Annotated in this window: 15 protein-coding genes; 5 read left to right on the top strand and 10 right to left on the bottom strand. The window is 59.9% G+C overall.

Annotation, left to right across the window (positions count from 1 at the left end; translation table 11 throughout):
- Positions 1–969 carry a DMT family transporter gene (locus tag G6L97_RS06650; RefSeq protein WP_111782470.1) on the bottom strand — a complete coding sequence of 323 codons (969 nt, stop codon included), beginning with the start codon at positions 967–969 and terminating at the stop codon, positions 1–3.
- A gap of 153 nt (positions 970–1122) precedes the next feature.
- Complete coding sequence (gene moaA, locus G6L97_RS06645; RefSeq protein ID WP_174002814.1) at positions 1123–2220, bottom strand: GTP 3',8-cyclase MoaA; 1098 nt, start codon at positions 2218–2220, stop codon at positions 1123–1125.
- Between the two features lie 85 nt (positions 2221–2305).
- Here moaA and G6L97_RS06640 point away from each other — a divergent pair, with 85 nt between their 5' ends.
- From G6L97_RS06640 to G6L97_RS06630, 3 genes are all read left to right on the top strand, one after another.
- Positions 2306–2674 carry a gamma-butyrobetaine hydroxylase-like domain-containing protein gene (locus G6L97_RS06640; protein ID WP_003515573.1) on the top strand — a complete coding sequence of 123 codons (369 nt, stop codon included), beginning with the start codon at positions 2306–2308 and terminating at the stop codon, positions 2672–2674.
- A gap of 222 nt (positions 2675–2896) precedes the next feature.
- A complete protein-coding gene (locus tag G6L97_RS06635) occupies positions 2897–4708 on the top strand; it encodes a monovalent cation:proton antiporter-2 (CPA2) family protein (protein WP_019566167.1) in 1812 nt (603 codons plus the stop codon).
- A gap of 52 nt (positions 4709–4760) precedes the next feature.
- Positions 4761–5369: a pyridoxamine 5'-phosphate oxidase family protein gene (locus G6L97_RS06630; RefSeq protein ID WP_003515570.1), complete on the top strand. Its 609-nt coding sequence runs from the start codon at positions 4761–4763 to the stop codon at positions 5367–5369.
- A gap of 96 nt (positions 5370–5465) precedes the next feature.
- Here the strand turns inward: G6L97_RS06630 and G6L97_RS06625 are convergent, their stop codons facing one another.
- From G6L97_RS06625 to G6L97_RS06590, 8 genes are all read right to left on the bottom strand, one after another.
- Positions 5466–6536, bottom strand: coding sequence for a GGDEF domain-containing protein (locus G6L97_RS06625; protein ID WP_013636267.1), 1071 nt, complete (start codon positions 6534–6536; stop codon positions 5466–5468).
- A 500-nt stretch (positions 6537–7036) separates the two neighbouring features.
- Entirely contained in the window at positions 7037–8254 is a 1218-nt protein-coding gene (locus G6L97_RS06620) for a molybdopterin molybdotransferase MoeA (RefSeq protein WP_111782471.1), read from the bottom strand.
- On the bottom strand, positions 8255–8746 hold the full coding sequence (moaC, locus tag G6L97_RS06615) for a cyclic pyranopterin monophosphate synthase MoaC (protein ID WP_003515564.1): 492 nt from the start codon (positions 8744–8746) through the stop codon (positions 8255–8257). It lies immediately after the preceding gene.
- 7 nt (positions 8747–8753) lie between these two features.
- Complete coding sequence (gene trpC, locus G6L97_RS06610; protein ID WP_111782472.1) at positions 8754–9569, bottom strand: indole-3-glycerol phosphate synthase TrpC; 816 nt, start codon at positions 9567–9569, stop codon at positions 8754–8756.
- Between the two features lie 19 nt (positions 9570–9588).
- On the bottom strand, positions 9589–10623 hold the full coding sequence (trpD, locus tag G6L97_RS06605; protein WP_013636264.1) for an anthranilate phosphoribosyltransferase: 1035 nt from the start codon (positions 10621–10623) through the stop codon (positions 9589–9591).
- Between the two features lie 16 nt (positions 10624–10639).
- Positions 10640–12532, bottom strand: a complete 1893-nt coding sequence (locus G6L97_RS06600; RefSeq protein WP_013636263.1) for a peptidylprolyl isomerase — start codon at positions 12530–12532, stop codon at positions 10640–10642.
- Positions 12533–12802: 270 nt separating this feature from the next.
- Positions 12803–12937, bottom strand: coding sequence for a hypothetical protein (locus G6L97_RS06595; RefSeq protein WP_003515556.1), 135 nt, complete (start codon positions 12935–12937; stop codon positions 12803–12805).
- 41 nt (positions 12938–12978) lie between these two features.
- Positions 12979–13158: a hypothetical protein gene (locus tag G6L97_RS06590; protein ID WP_003515553.1), complete on the bottom strand. Its 180-nt coding sequence runs from the start codon at positions 13156–13158 to the stop codon at positions 12979–12981.
- Positions 13159–13576: 418 nt separating this feature from the next.
- Here G6L97_RS06590 and coaD point away from each other — a divergent pair, with 418 nt between their 5' ends.
- The gene (coaD, locus tag G6L97_RS06585) at positions 13577–14071 is read left to right on the top strand and encodes a pantetheine-phosphate adenylyltransferase (protein ID WP_003515552.1); all 495 of its coding nucleotides are present in this window, start codon (positions 13577–13579) and stop codon (positions 14069–14071) included.
- A gap of 29 nt (positions 14072–14100) precedes the next feature.
- Positions 14101–14670, top strand: a complete 570-nt coding sequence (locus G6L97_RS06580) for a peptidylprolyl isomerase (protein WP_019566173.1) — start codon at positions 14101–14103, stop codon at positions 14668–14670.
- The last annotated feature ends 34 nt before the right edge of the window (positions 14671–14704 follow it).

Here is a 14704-nt window from a genome sequence, read left to right as displayed (position 1 = left end):
TCATTCTCCCGCTTTTTCCGTAAAGGCAGCTTTCGTTACGGAAGCTGGCCGCACGGTGGTCGCGGCAGTGGGCGTTGCGGCGGAGCGCTTGGCCATCTGCGAGCGCTTGCGCAGGCTTTCACGGTAGAAGGTGTAGAGGCCCGAGCCGATGACGATCATGGCGCCGACGATCGTGAAACTGTCGATCTTTTCGTTGAAGAAGAACACGCCGATCATGAAGCCCCAGAGCAGGCTGGTGTAACGGAATGGCGCGACGAAGGAGATTTCGCCGGTTCGCATTGCCAGAATGATTGCCTGGTAACCGACCAGCACCAGAACGGCAGAACCGGCCAGATGCGACAGGATCATGAAGTTCATGGGCTGCCAGCCGCCGAAGGGCTGGATCAGCAAGCCACCCACCGCCATGTTGACGGATGCGGTAACGAAGGTGACGGCAAGCGAGGGGACATCCGCATACATCTTGCGGGTCAGAAGATCACGCGCGGCGGTGACCGCCAGCGAGGCGACGACCAGTAGCGCGCCTGAGGTGAAGCCTTCCGGGCCGGGCCGGATGATGACGAGCACGCCAATGAAGCCGACGATGATCGCCGCCCAGCGCCGCCAGCCGACGGGCTCGCGCAGGAACAGTGCGGCACCCAGCGTGACGATCAGCGGCAGGGACTGCAATATGGCCGAGGCGTTGGAAAATTCTATGAGTCCAAGCGCCGTCAGATAGAGAACGGCGGCTGTCACTTCGCAGAGACAGCGCAGGATGATGATGGGGCGCATCAGGGTTTTCAGCGGCCGGAGCGCGCCGAAGTGCCGGGCGGCAATATAGATCAGCACGACCGTCATGATGCCGCGCACGAACATGATCTGGCCGGTATTGATGTAGGGGGTGACGGATTTCGTCAGGGCGTCGTTGGCCGTAAAGCTTGCCATGGCGAGCGCCATCAGAAGGGCGCCGCGCGTATTGTCCGTCAATGCCATTTCATACTGTCCCAGACCATGCGCAGCCTAACCCCAAATTCCTCTCAGGGGTCGCCCGCCGGGCGGGACCGCGCATTCCTCCATGCCAAGAGACCTGACACGGCCAAGCCGGCATTTCAACCGCTTAAATGGGTGGGTGGACGAGAAACAGGTTCAGCCGCCGGTCACACTCATATGGCGGGCGACAGCGGGGCGCTTGTGGGTGCGGTCAATGATGAAATCATGCCCTTTCGGCTTACGCAGAATGGCCTCGTCTATGGCGCCCGAGAGATAGGCGTCGCTGTCGGAAGCGCGCATCGCCGTGCGAAGGTCGGCGGCATCGTCCTGCCCGAGACACATATAGAGCGTGCCGGTGCAGGTGAGGCGGACGCGGTTGCAGCTTTCGCAGAAATTATGGGTCATGGGTGTGATGAAACCGAGCCTGCCGCCGGTTTCCTTCACCGTCACGTAGCGGGCAGGGCCGCCGGTCTGGTAGTCGTTGTCAACAAGCGTGAAGCTTTGTTCCAGATCGGCGCGCAGCCTGGAAAGCGGCAGGTAGCGATCGGTACGATCTTCCTCGATCTCGCCCATCGGCATGGTCTCGATGACAGTCAGGTCCATACCGCGACCATGGGCGAAACGCATCAGCTCGGGAATTTCAGTCTCGTTGAAGTCCTTCAGCGCGACAGCATTGAGCTTGATCTTGACGCCGGCGGCCTGCGCGGCATCCAGCCCTTCCATCACACGGTCGATATCGCCCCAGCGGGTGATCTCGCGGAATTTCTTCGGGTCCAGCGTATCGAGCGAGACGTTGATGCGCCGCACGCCGCAATCGGCGAGTTCAGCGGCGAATTTCGCAAGCTGCGAACCGTTGGTGGTCAGCGTCAGCTCATCCAGCGCGCCGGTGCCAATATGGCGGCCGAGGTTCCTCACCAGCATCATGATGTTCTTGCGCACCAGCGGCTCGCCGCCGGTCAGCCTCAGCTTGCGCACGCCCCTTTGAATGAAGACGGAACAGAGCCGGTCGAGTTCCTCCAGCGTCAGAAGGTCCTTCTTCGGCAGGAAGGTCATGTGTTCGGACATGCAGTAGGTACAGCGGAAATCGCAGCGGTCTGTCACGGAAACGCGCAGATAGGTTATGGACCGGCCGAAAGGGTCCACCATCGGTGCTTTGTTTTCCGTCAGGGACTGCGCTCTTTCGAGCGATCCGGGGAAACTGTTCACGTCTCCGTCCTCACTGCGCGATGCGCCGGGCACAAGATTGCCGGGCATGTGCTTTACAGGTGATGTAGTGACTTGCCTATCGCGAGGCAAGTCCGTAATTCTGACGCATAAGACGAGCTTGCGGAAGTGAAAAATGAGTGATGCCTGGCCGACTGAACTGCTTGTGTCGAAAGACCGGCGGCAACTGACCGTTTCCTTCGATGATGGAAGCGTCTATCGGCTTGGTGCCGAGATGCTGCGCGTGCTTTCACCCTCCGCGGAAGTGCAGGGCCACGGGCCGGGCCAGAAGGTCACTGTTCCCGGCAAGCGCAACGTGACGATCCGCTCCATGATGGCGACGGGCAATTATGCCGTCCGCATCGTCTTCGACGACGGCCATGACAGCGGCATCTTCACCTGGAGATATCTAAAGGAACTGGGAGAGACCGGCGACGCATCGTTTGCCGATTATGAGCGACAGCTCGCCGAAAAGGGCTTGAGCAGGGAACCGCTATCCCGGTAGGCGGGCGCAAGGCCTGCGGACACTCCCCACCCTCATTCCTGTGACAAGCACGGGAATGAGGGGAGAAGGGCAGCGGCATCTGAAGCCCGCATGCCTTATGGACAAATAACCCGTTGAATCTGCGCATCGTCCTTCTGTAAAATCATTTTCGATTTTCATACTGATGCGCTAGGAAGTGAGGGAGGGAACACCCTCGTTCTATCAATTTAAACGGGGTGATGTGTGGCGGTCGAAGCGAACGGGAATGATCTGGCCCAGGTGGTCGTGCTTTTGGCGGCGGGCGTGGTGGCCGCGCCGATTTTCAAGCGCATCGGCCTCGGTTCGGTGCTGGGTTATCTGGCCGCCGGCCTGGTGATCGGGCCATATGGCTTCGGCTTCTTTTCCGATTCACAGGCGATCCTTCATATCGCCGAACTCGGCGTGGTGATGTTCCTGTTCATCATCGGCCTTGAAATGCAGCCGTCACGGCTGTGGTCCATGCGGCAGGATATTTTCGGGCTTGGCGCGCTGCAGGTGCTGGTCTGTATGGCGGGTCTGACGATGGTTGGCGTCAGTCTCGGCTTTCCGCTCATCATGTCATTTGTCGCCGGTACCGGCTTCGTGCTGACTTCCACGGCAATCGTCATGCAGATGCTGCAGGAACGCAACAGCATGTCCAGCCTCAAGGGCCAGCGCATCATCGCCATCCTGCTGTTTGAGGATCTCGCCATCGTGCCGCTTCTGGCGCTCGTTGCCTTCCTCGGTGCTGGTGGCGAGCACGTCACACCCTCGGAGCGCTGGATTTCCGTCGGCATCGCGCTTGCCGCCGTCGGCGCGCTCATTCTGGCCGGGCGTTATCTTCTCAACCCGTTCTTCCGCCTGCTGGCGGCGTCCGGTGCGCGCGAGGTAATGACGGCCGCCGCTTTGCTGGTGGTGCTCGGTTCGGCGCTGTTGATGCAGGTCAGCGGTCTTTCCATGGCGATGGGCGCGTTTCTGGCTGGTGTGCTCCTGTCCGAATCGTCGTTCCGCCATCAGCTGGAAGCAGATATCGAGCCGTTTCGCGGCATTCTGCTCGGCCTGTTCTTTCTCGGCGTCGGCATGGCGATCGATCTTGCCGTCATTGCGTCGAACTGGCAGCTCGTGGTCGTCAGCGTCGCAGGTTACATGCTGCTTAAGGCATTCCTGATCTACGGCGTGGCGCGGGCGCTCGGCACCACCAGGCGCGAAAGCCTGGAGCGGGCTGTTTTGATGGCTCAGGGTGGTGAATTCGCCTTCGTGCTCTATTCTGCCGCTGTCAGCGCCGGCATCCTCGACCGCGAAGCCAACGCCATCCTGACGGCGACCATCATCATCTCGATGGTGCTGACGCCGCTGATGGTCATTCTGCACGACCGGCTGGTGCCGGCGGCCGTTCCCAAGACCGATGATCTCGACGTGCCGGAAAATGTCGAGGGCAGCATTCTGCTGATCGGTTTCGGGCGTTTCGGCCAGATTGTCAGCCAGCCGCTTCTCGCGCGTGGCTACACGCTGTCGCTGATCGACAAGGATGCCGACTTTGTGCGCGATGCTGCGGAATTCGGTTTCAAGGTCTATTATGGCGATGGCTCACGCGCGGAAATCCTGCATGCCGCCGGGGCAAGCACCGCGCGTGCGGTGCTGATCTGCGTCGACGACAAGGAAGCCGCTGTGCGGATCGCGGAGATCGTCAAGCATGAGTTTCCGCTGGTTCCCGTTCTTGCCCGTGCCTATGACCGTGGCCACGCAATCGATCTTGTGAAGGCCGGCGTGGATTACCAGATCCGCGAGACTCTGGAATCGGCGATGAATTTCAGCGAGGAAGTGCTTGGCGCCATGGGCGAGGAGCGTGAAGATGCTGCCCGCTTGGTGGAGGAGTTCCGCGACCGCGACGAGGAACGTTTCGCGATGGAAGTCGTCGGCGGTATTTATGCGGGCCGGTCGCTGATCCGCGGCAATTCCCAGCCGGCGGACCTCGTTGCTGCACGCACCGCGCGCGAGCGGGCGGAGCGGGAAAAAGCGGAAGCGGCAGAGGAATAACGCGCCCTGATTTATGGGTGGGGCAGATTGATTGCAGGAGTTGGAGCGCACAATGACGGTCATTCGCACGGTTGAGGAATTGAAGGCCATCTACGATGGCACAAGCGAGGCATCTATCGCGAAGGTGACAGCCACGCTGACCGCCGAATACCGGCAGATGATCGAGGCTTCGCCATTTCTGGCGCTGGCGACTGTCGGGCCGGAAGGCATGGACTGTTCGCCGCGCGGCGACAAGGGCGGTGTGGTAAGGGTGGCCGACGACAGGACGGTGCTTTTGCCCGACTGGCGCGGCAACAACCGCGTCGATTCGCTTTTGAACATCGTCCGCGATCCACGCGTGGCGCTGATGTTCCTGATCCCGGGCTCGAATACAACGATGCGCATCAACGGCCGCGCTGTCGTTTCGGTCGCACCTGATCTGCTGCAAAGCTTCGAAATGGACGGAAAACACCCGCGCACCGTCATTGTGGTCGAAATCGACGAGGTCTATTTCCAGTGCGCGAGGGCCTTGATGCGCTCGGAACTGTGGAACCCCGATAACTTCGTGGAACCCGCGTCACTGCCCACACCCGGCAGCCTGCTCAAAGCCGCCAAGGCGGAGTTCGATCAGGAGACTTATGACCGCGAATGGGCGGTTCGGGCGGCGAAGACCATGTGGTGACGTGTCTTTTGCCGCAGCAACAGGTGCTCACGCAACAGGGCGTGGGGGCGGAGGGAGCACTGCATTCAATATGCTCACTAACCGGCGCCATCCTTCTCACGTCCGATAAATCAGCCAGTTCTTGCCGATATAGTTCTTCTGCATGCCGTCCTCGTAAATGACGGAACGGTTCCTGCCGGTTTCCTTGGCGTGGTAAAGTGCCATATCGGCATGTCCGTAAAGTTCGCCCGGATTGTTTGCCTGCGAGGCGGAGGCGAAGCCGATCGAGATCGTCACCGTACCGTAGTCGGCGCCCGATCTTGAATTGCGGAACGGCGTGCTTTCCAGCGACAGGCGGATGCGCTCACAGATCACCATGACTTCTTCCGGCGTGTTGCCATCAAGAATGATGGCGAATTCCTCGCCGCCGCTTCTGGCGACGAAGCCGTCCTTGCGGACATTGGCGCGGATGACGGAGGCGACGGTGGCCAGTATCTTGTCGCCGACCGGGTGGCCGAACGTATCGTTGATCCGCTTGAAATGGTCGATGTCGAGCAGGATGAGCGTCGTATATTGCAGGCCGATGGAGCTGTTGTACACGGAGGCCAGCCTGTCATCGAAAGCGCGACGGTTGGAAAGGCGCGTCAGCGAATCGGTATTGGCGATGCGCTTGTATTCATCCAGCTCCAGACGCACCTGTTGCATTTCCTCGGCATGGCGGTTGACGTCGTTGAACGCCTTTTCGCCATCGATGATTTTCGAGCCGGTGGCCTCGGCCAGCAGCGAGACCGCATTTTTCAGGATATTGGTGCTCGATACGGTCTTGTCGTCAATGCGCTGACGGGTTTCGCCGAGAATTCTGTTGTAGTTCTCGATGGAGGACTGTTCGCGCCTCAGCGTTCCGAGAAGCGCCTCCAGTTCACGCCGCAGCTTCTCGTGCGCGTCGTCGATCGAGGCGATGGGATTGCCTTCCCCGTACCGCGTGGACAGTTCGTCTAGATCCTCCTGCGTCACCCGGTTTCCCAGTGCCGCCAGATCCCTCGTCAGCGCCGGGTTCGAGCCGATATAGGCTTCGTAAAAAAGACTATAGTTGCGCGGGATCGGCGACACACCCATGCTCCGCATGGCATAGGCAATCTGCCCGGCGATGTCGGGCCCCGTGGATTTGGGCGTGGATGCCGTGTTCATCAAGAAACTCCAGTGAGTCTGCTTATCGACTATGATTATTATTATGTAGGCCGTTTTGAAAAGCTTAATTTATGGGAAACTAATTTTTATTCCCTGAAATTTGATCTTCGGCAATTTTTATCTTATTTAGTTGATAATTATAAGTAATTCTCATTTCCAGGAAGTTCCGGAGTTTTTTGATTTCTACTGCTCGTCTTGGTGCCAGCTTCGTATTTATTCTGTCAATCCCGATAGTGATTTTCGGGTGATTTATTTCGGCACAACAACGCAGGGTGATAGTCGGGAGTTGGTTGGGGCGCGGAGTTTTTCATCTGGCAAGACGCCGCTTATAAGCAACGAACTTCTTCGCGCGTGTCCGGATACAGCAACGTTACAGTTTTTATTACGTCGTCTCAACAGAAGTGGCTGCAGCTCGTCTCATTTCTGTGACTACTTGCGGTGAAAATTGCGCAAGATTTTGAAACAATGCGTTGTTTTGTCTGCCGCCGGAATATGTCCCGTCAGGCTCTAAGCCGTATCACCGAGCATTCCGCACCGGCGTCAACTGCCGGCGCATTTGGCGGGCGCACGATCAGGCCGTCTGAATGTGCCAGTATGTTCATCATGGATGAATCCTGTTTGGCATAGGCTTGCGCCACCAGAGCGCCGTTGTCATCGGCGCTGAAACGGGAGCGAAGATAATCCTGCCGGTGATCGTTCGCCTTCAGCGGTGTGGCGGTTCGGGCTGTGGTGACGCGTTGCGGCGGAATGCGGCGGGCGATTCTGTGGAGCAGTGGCTCGAGGAACAGCAGGCCGCAGACGAGGCTCGCGACTGGATTTCCTGGCAGGCCCAGAACCTGCATGGCATCGATGGCACCCACCATCAGCGGTTTTCCAGGACGCATGGCAATGCGCCAGAAATCGAGCTGCATGCCTTCGGCCTTAAGCGCCGCCTGAACGAGATCATGGTCGCCGACAGAGGCGCCGCCGAGCGTCACGAGCACATCGGCCTTTGCCGCGACAGCCTTGCCGATGGCGGCGCGGATCAGCGTGTCGTTGTCGGGTATAATGCCGAGATCGAGAACCTCGGCACCGGCTGCCCGCGCAAGTGCGGCGACACCGAAGGTGTTCGAGGCGATGATCTGGGCGGGAAGGGGCGTGCTTCCGGGCGGTAGCAATTCGTCGCCGGTGGCAAGGATGGCGACCAGTGGCTTGCGATAGACGGCAAGCGTTGCGTGATTCATCGCCGCCGCAACGGTAAGATCGGTGAAGCCGAGTTCGCGCCCGGACTTCAAAACCGTGTCGCCCTCGGCAAAATCCTGTCCGCGCGGGCGAATGTGGCGCCCGGCGGTGATGTCGAAAGCGGTGCGGATTCTGCCCTCGCCGAGAAGCTCGGCATCTTCCTGAATGAGAATGGCATCCGCACCCGCTGGCACCGGTGCGCCGGTAAAGATACGCACGGCCTCGCCTTTACCCACCGTGCCCGCGAAAGCGTGGCCTGCGGCAGCCTGGCCTATGACGGTGAGGACTGACCCGATTTGTGGCGCATCGGCACTGCGCAGCGCATAGCCGTCCATGGCCGAGGCATCGAAAGGCGGCTGGGTCAGACGCGCCGCAAGGTCAGCCGCAAGGACGCGGCCATCGCATTCGGCGAGCGGAAGGGTTTCACTGTCAACCACAGGAACCGCCGCATCCAGAAGACGCGTTACGGCCTCATCCACGGGCAGCAGTGGCTTCATTCAGGTCTCCTGTCGCCGGAAATCGCCCGACTTGCCGCCGCTCTTTTCGAGAAGGCGGATATTGACGATCTCCATCGCCTTGTCGGCGGCTTTGGCCATGTCGTAAATGGTCAGGCAGGCGATGGACACGGCGGTCAGCGCCTCCATCTCCACGCCCGTCTTGCCGGAAAGCTTCACCATGGCCTCTACCCGCAGGCCAGGCAGGGCAGCGTCTTCGGTAATGTCCACCGCCACCTTGGTCAGCATCAGCGGGTGGCAGAGCGGAATGAGGTTTGCCGTCTGCTTGGCTGCCATGATGCCCGCGAGCCGGGCTGTGCCGATGACGTCACCCTTCTTGGCGTTGCCATCGCGGATGAGCGCCAGCGTTTCCGGCTTCATCTTCACGAAGCCTTCGGCAACGGCGACACGGACGGTCTCGGCTTTGTCGCCGACATCGACCATATGGGCCTCGCCGCTCGCATCGATATGGGTGAGCTTTGTCGCCTCGCTCATCGGCGCATCATTCCGCCGCCAGAACGCCGGATTGGCCGGTTAGCAGGGTTTTGGTAGCTGCTGTCACATCGTCCTTGCGCATCAGGCTTTCGCCGACGAGGAAGGTGCTGATGCCGCTCTTTTCGAGGCGCTGGCAATCCTCATAGGTGAAGATGCCGCTTTCGCCGACCAGCAGCTTATCGGCGGGCACGAGGCCAGCCAGTTTCTCGCTGGTTTCGAGGCTGACCTCGAAAGTGCGCAGATTGCGGTTATTGATGCCGAGAAGCGGCGAGGCGAGCTTCAGCGCCCGTTCGGTTTCTTCCGAATCATGCACCTCGACCAGCACGTCCATGCCGAGTGAAAAAGCCTCGTCTTCAAGGCGTTTCGCCTCATCGTCGGAAAGAGACGCCATGATGAGCAGGATGCAGTCCGCGCCCCAGGCGCGGGCCTCATGCACCTGATAGGTATCGAACATGAAATCCTTGCGCAGCGCAGGCAGCGTGCAGGCATTGCGGGCAGCCGTCAGAAATTCCGGCGCACCCTGAAAGCTCGGCGTGTCCGTCAGCACGGAAAGACAGGCGGCGCCACCAGCCTCATAGGCGGCGGCCAGTGCCGGTGGATCGAAATCCGGGCGGATCAGCCCCTTGGAGGGGCTGGCCTTCTTGATTTCGGCAATCAGACCGAATTTGCCCTCAGCCTGCTTTGTTCGCAGCGCTTTGTAAAAACCGCGCGGCGCAGTCTGGCCTGCGGCCATCGCCTTGAGATCGGCAAGTGAAACCCTGGCCTTGGCGGCGGCAATTTCCTCGCGCTTGTAGATCTCGATATTTTTCAGAATGTCGCTCATGGTTTCGCTCTCATTCCTTTTAGTGGTCGGCCTGCCCGGAGACTGTTTCATTGGAGACGGCGACCAGGCGGTCGAGCGCTGCCGCCGCCGCGCCGCTGTCGAGCGCTTGGCTCACGGTCGTCATCGCCTCGCCAAGCGTTTCGGCCTTGCCGGCAATGACGAGGGCTGCCGCGGCGTTGCACAGCGATACGTCGCGATAGGCGTTGCGCTTGCCGGACAGAACCTCGCGAAGTGCCGCTGCATTGGCAATGCCGTCGCCACCCTTGAGGTCTGCCATGGAAGCGGGTTCAACACCGAAATCCTTCGGCGTCAGGTCGAAGGTGCGGATCTTGCCGTTTTCAAGCGCCGCCACATGGGTGACGCCTGTCGTCGTGACTTCATCCATGCCGTCGCCATGTACGACCCAGATGCTCTCCGAGCCGAGATCGCGCAGCACTTCGGCAAGCGGCACCAGCCAGCGCGGCGAAAAGACGCCGAGCAATTGGCGCTTCGCGCCCGCCGGGTTGGAAAGCGGGCCGAGCAGGTTGAAGATGGTGCGCGTGCCAAGTTCGACGCGGCTTGGACCGACATGGCGCATGGCGGAATGGTGCAGCTGCGCGAACATGAAGCCGAGTCCTGCCTCACTGATGCAGCGGGCGATAAGGTCAGGGCCGATATCCAGCTTCACGCCGAGTGCGGACAGCGCATCTGCCGTGCCGGATTTGGAGCTTAGCGCCCGGTTACCGTGCTTGGCAACGGGAAGGCCCGTGCCGGCAACGATGATCGAGGCGAGCGTCGAGATATTGTAGGTGCCGATGCCGTCACCGCCGGTTCCGACGATGTCGATCGCGTTTTCGGGGGCCGAAACCGGCAGCATGCGCGCGCGCATGGAGGAGACGGCGCCGACAATCTCGTCCACCGTCTCGCCGCGCACGCGCAGTGCCATCAGGAAACCGCCGATCTGCGACGGGGTTGCTTCGCCCGACATCAGAATGTCGAAAGCGGCCCGCGATTCCTCACGGTTCAGGCTTTCCCCGTTTGCGACCTTTGCGATCAGCGGTTTCAGTTCGGCCATCGTTTCCGCCCCCCGGTTAGAAGCCGACCATCGCCTGATCGGCGAGGGCCTGATTGATGGTCACACCGTAGTCGTTCTGCAGGCGGTTGACCATCTGGTCGAGCATGTCGTCGCCGGCCGCGCGGGCGATGGCGGCGAACTGCTGATCGTCATTGGCAAGCGCATCAGCAGGCGCGTTGGTGTCGACTGCCGTGACCTTGAAGAGGATGCGGCTGGAACCATCCGCGTCTGCCGCTGTGCCCGTCATGCCTTCAGCGCCGGAGAATACCGCCGTAATCGTCTGGCGACCGAAAATCGCGTCCTCGCTGGTGCGGCGCAGGCCGGATTTCTGCTCGACGGCAAGGCCGAGTTCGCCAGCCACCGCTGCCAGTGTCTCGCCCTTTTCAACACGTGCCTTCAGCTCGTCGGCCTTGGTGGCAAGCGCCGTGCGCTGCTGCTCTGCCGTCCAGTCGGCCACGACATCGTCGCGCACTTCGGCAAGCGTGCGGTCGCGGGCGGGGATGATCTGATCGACGTCGAACCAGATGTAGCCTTCGCGGCCAAGATTGATCGGCAGGGCTTCGGTGCCGGGTTCGGTCTTGAAGACTTCCTGGGCAAGCTGCGGCGAGGGCAGGTCCTGAATGGCGTCGCCCTTTTCATCAAGACCGGCGGCATCGATGGCGTCGATGGTGACGGGCTTGAGGTTCAGCTGCTTTGCCGCATCGGCAAGCGAGGAGCCGCCGGCACGCAGGTCTTCGTAACGGTCATGCACATTGGTGACTTCTTCGGCTGCAGCAGCGGTGGCGAGGTCCTTGCGGATGTCCTCTTTCGCTTCTTCCAGCGTGCGGGTGGTTTCCGGCTTGATGCCGGTGATGCGCAGGATGACCGGGCCGAAGGAGCCTGCCACGACCGGAGACACGCCGCCATCCTTCTGGACGGCGAAAGCAGCATCGGCAATCGACTGGTCGGGGATCGTGTCCTTGGTGAATTCGCCAAGCGTCACGTCGGAGGCGGTCTTGCCCTGATCCTTAACCACCTGATCATAGGTGGTGTTGCCGAGGCGGATCTGCTCTGCAGCGGCTTCTGCCATTTCCTTTTCCGGGAAGGTCAGCTGCTCGACGGTGCGGCGACCGGCGGTGCGGAAGCTGTCCTTGTGGCTGTTGTAATAGTCGGCGATCTGCGCATCCGTCACCGAAGCCTGATCGGCAATGTCCGATGGTTCCAGCTTCACATAGGTGAACTTGCGGAACTCGGGCGCGCGATATTTCGCCTTGTTGGTTTCAAACCAGGGTGCAAGCACGTCGTCGCCCGGCGCCTTGACCGGCGCAATGACGGCGTTGGACAGGATGACGTAATCGACCGAGCGCTGTTCGTTGCGGTATTGCTTGAGTGCGTCCACCAGTACCTGCGGTGCCTTGAAACCATCGGAAACGGCTTCAACGATCTGGCTTCTGACCGCGACCTTGCTGCGTTCCTTGATATAGTCGTCTTCGCGCAGGCCGGAATTGCGCAGCCGTTCGGTGAACAGGGTGCGATCGAACTGGCCATTAACCGATTTGAATGCCGGGTCTTCGGCGATGAGATTGGCGAGGCGGTCTTCCGAAAGGCCGAGATTCATCTTCGACGCCAGTTCATCCAGCGAGGCACCCGCCGCAAGCTGGCTGAACACCTGACGGTCGATGCCGAAGGCCTTGGCCTGTTCGGTGGTCAGTCTCGCGCCAAACTGGCGGCTGAGATCGGAAACCTGACGCTGATAGGCGAGGCGGAATTCCTGCGGGCTGACCGTCTGGTCGCCGACGGTCATGACCGCATGCGAATTGGAGGTGACGAGTGATGCGGAGACGCCCCAGACGCCAAACGAAACAACAAGCAGGAGAAGCAGCAGCTTGGCTGCCATGGTTCGAGAAGCATTTCTCAGGGAATCGAGCATCGTTATGCAAACCTCACAGGAACGTCATTGCGGTCGCCAGCCGTCCGGCCCGCAACGTATCGGCGTTCCTTAAATCAATCCAATGGGAAATTGAAGGGAATTTGCCTTGGAAAAACGGGGTTTTGAAAACGCTTATGTGATTGGGGCTAGGTTTTTACGCCTTCATCTTCGCCATACTGGCCCTTAAGGCGGCAAAATAAAACCGCCCGGAGCGTCCAGGCGGTTGCGGAGAATCATATTCTGAAAGACGGCTAAGTCTGATGGTTGCGGTCAGAACGCGCGGTTGCGTCTTACCGAGGCCTTGAATTCCTCGTCTTCACGTCGCATCTCGGCGACGGCGGAGATCATTGACGTCACGAACATAATGCTGATCAGGGCAAGAAGCAGTGTCAGGAATGTGAACATGATATCATCTCCGTTGGTGGCGAGGAAATCCTAGTTCCTCATCAGTAATAGGTCATGGACTGGTAGCGGGCGGTCATCTGTGGATAGTCCGGTCCCTGGGCAGCAGGCTTCTGATCATAAAGGCTAAACGTTGTTGCTACCATTGCGATGACCAGTACTGTCCAGGCGGTGCTGATGACGCTGATTTTCGCCGAAGTAGACTGTTTTTCTCTTACAAACATCTGTCTGTTCCTTTGGTTTGATATTAACGCGCCACGTCCAATCATGTTCCGCGTCAACCTTAAAAATCGATTAGCATCGCGCCTGTGAAACTTCCTTGAATGGCTTGTTCATCTGGCGTTCAGGAAACCGGCGACTGGCCTCATTCGAGGAAAAGATACTCGGCTGCGAATGATGCGATGACCGAAAAGACGATCATAAAGGCCAGCATTTTCATTTCTCCGGGGGCTTAACGAGGTGAGGGGCATTTCGGTTTCCCGATGCCGTGTATTTATATAAATGAGCCCTGAAACCGCACTGAACGGCGCATTCATCCGTTGTTCAGACCGCACCGGGAGGGCGTCCGGGTTGTAAAAGTCTTGCGCCGCGCCCATCTCCGTGACAAAAGGCGGCACATAACGCCCACCACTTGAGAGCGATATGACGATTGCCTTTTATCCAGGATCCTTCGATCCGATGACCAACGGACATCTGGATGTGCTTATCCAGGCGCTGAACGTGGCGTCCAAAGTCATCGTCGCCGTCGGCATCCATCCCGGAAAAGCACCGCTGTTCAGCTTCGAGGAGCGGGCGACGCTGATAAGCCGGGCGCTTTCTGAAAGCCTGCCCGGTGAGGCGGCGCGCGTTGAGGTCGTTTCCTTCGACAATCTGGTCGTCGATGCAGCCCGTCAACATGGCGCGCGCCTTCTTCTGCGCGGCCTGCGTGACGGCACCGATCTCGATTATGAAATGCAGATGGCCGGCATGAACCGCCAGATGGCACCTGATATACAGACCGTGTTCCTGCCGGCGGGTACGTCGTCGCGACCCATTACAGCCACATTGGTCCGGCAGATCGCCGCCATGGGCGGCAATGTGGATGCCTTCGTTCCCAAAGCCGTGCTTGAAGCCCTCAACGCCAAGCTGAAGCGCTGACTTCAGCCTCACATTCCGGAGCCAATCCAATGAAACTCGTTCGATTTGCCTTTGCCGGCGCCCTGTTTGCGGGCGCGCTTGCCGCCAGCACCTTCGCTTCGGCTGCCGAATTCCTGACCGTCCAGCTGAAGGACGGCCCCGTCGTCATCGAACTGATGCCGGAAGTCGCGCCCAAGCACGTGGCGCAGATTGAAGCGCTGGCGAAAAAGGGCGCCTATGACAACGTGGCCTTCCACCGCGTCATTGACGGTTTCATGGCGCAGACCGGCGACGTGCAGTACGGCAACATGGAGAAGGGCTTCAACGCCCAGCGTGCCGGCACCGGCGGCTCTGACATGGCCGACATTCCGGCTGAGTTCTCCAAGACACCGTTCACGCGCGGCGTTGTCGGCATGGCCCGTTCCAGCGATCCGAATTCCGCCAATTCGCAGTTCTTCATCATGTTTGCCGACGGTCCGTTCCTGAACGGCCAGTACACCGTGGTCGGCAAGGTCGTGTCCGGCATGGAAGCCGTGGACAAGATCAAGCGTGGCGCCGGCGGCAACGGCGAAGTTTCCAACCCCGACCGGATGATCAAGGTCACCGTCGGCAAGAAGTAAGGTAGGGCAATAGAGCCCGAACAGAGGAGAATAA

The sequence above is a fragment of the Agrobacterium tumefaciens genome (assembly GCF_013318015.2).
Classification (GTDB): Bacteria; Pseudomonadota; Alphaproteobacteria; order Rhizobiales; family Rhizobiaceae; genus Agrobacterium; species Agrobacterium tumefaciens.
The sequence above is the reverse complement of the archived record's forward strand: the minus strand, read 5'-3'. Positions and strand labels throughout refer to the sequence as shown.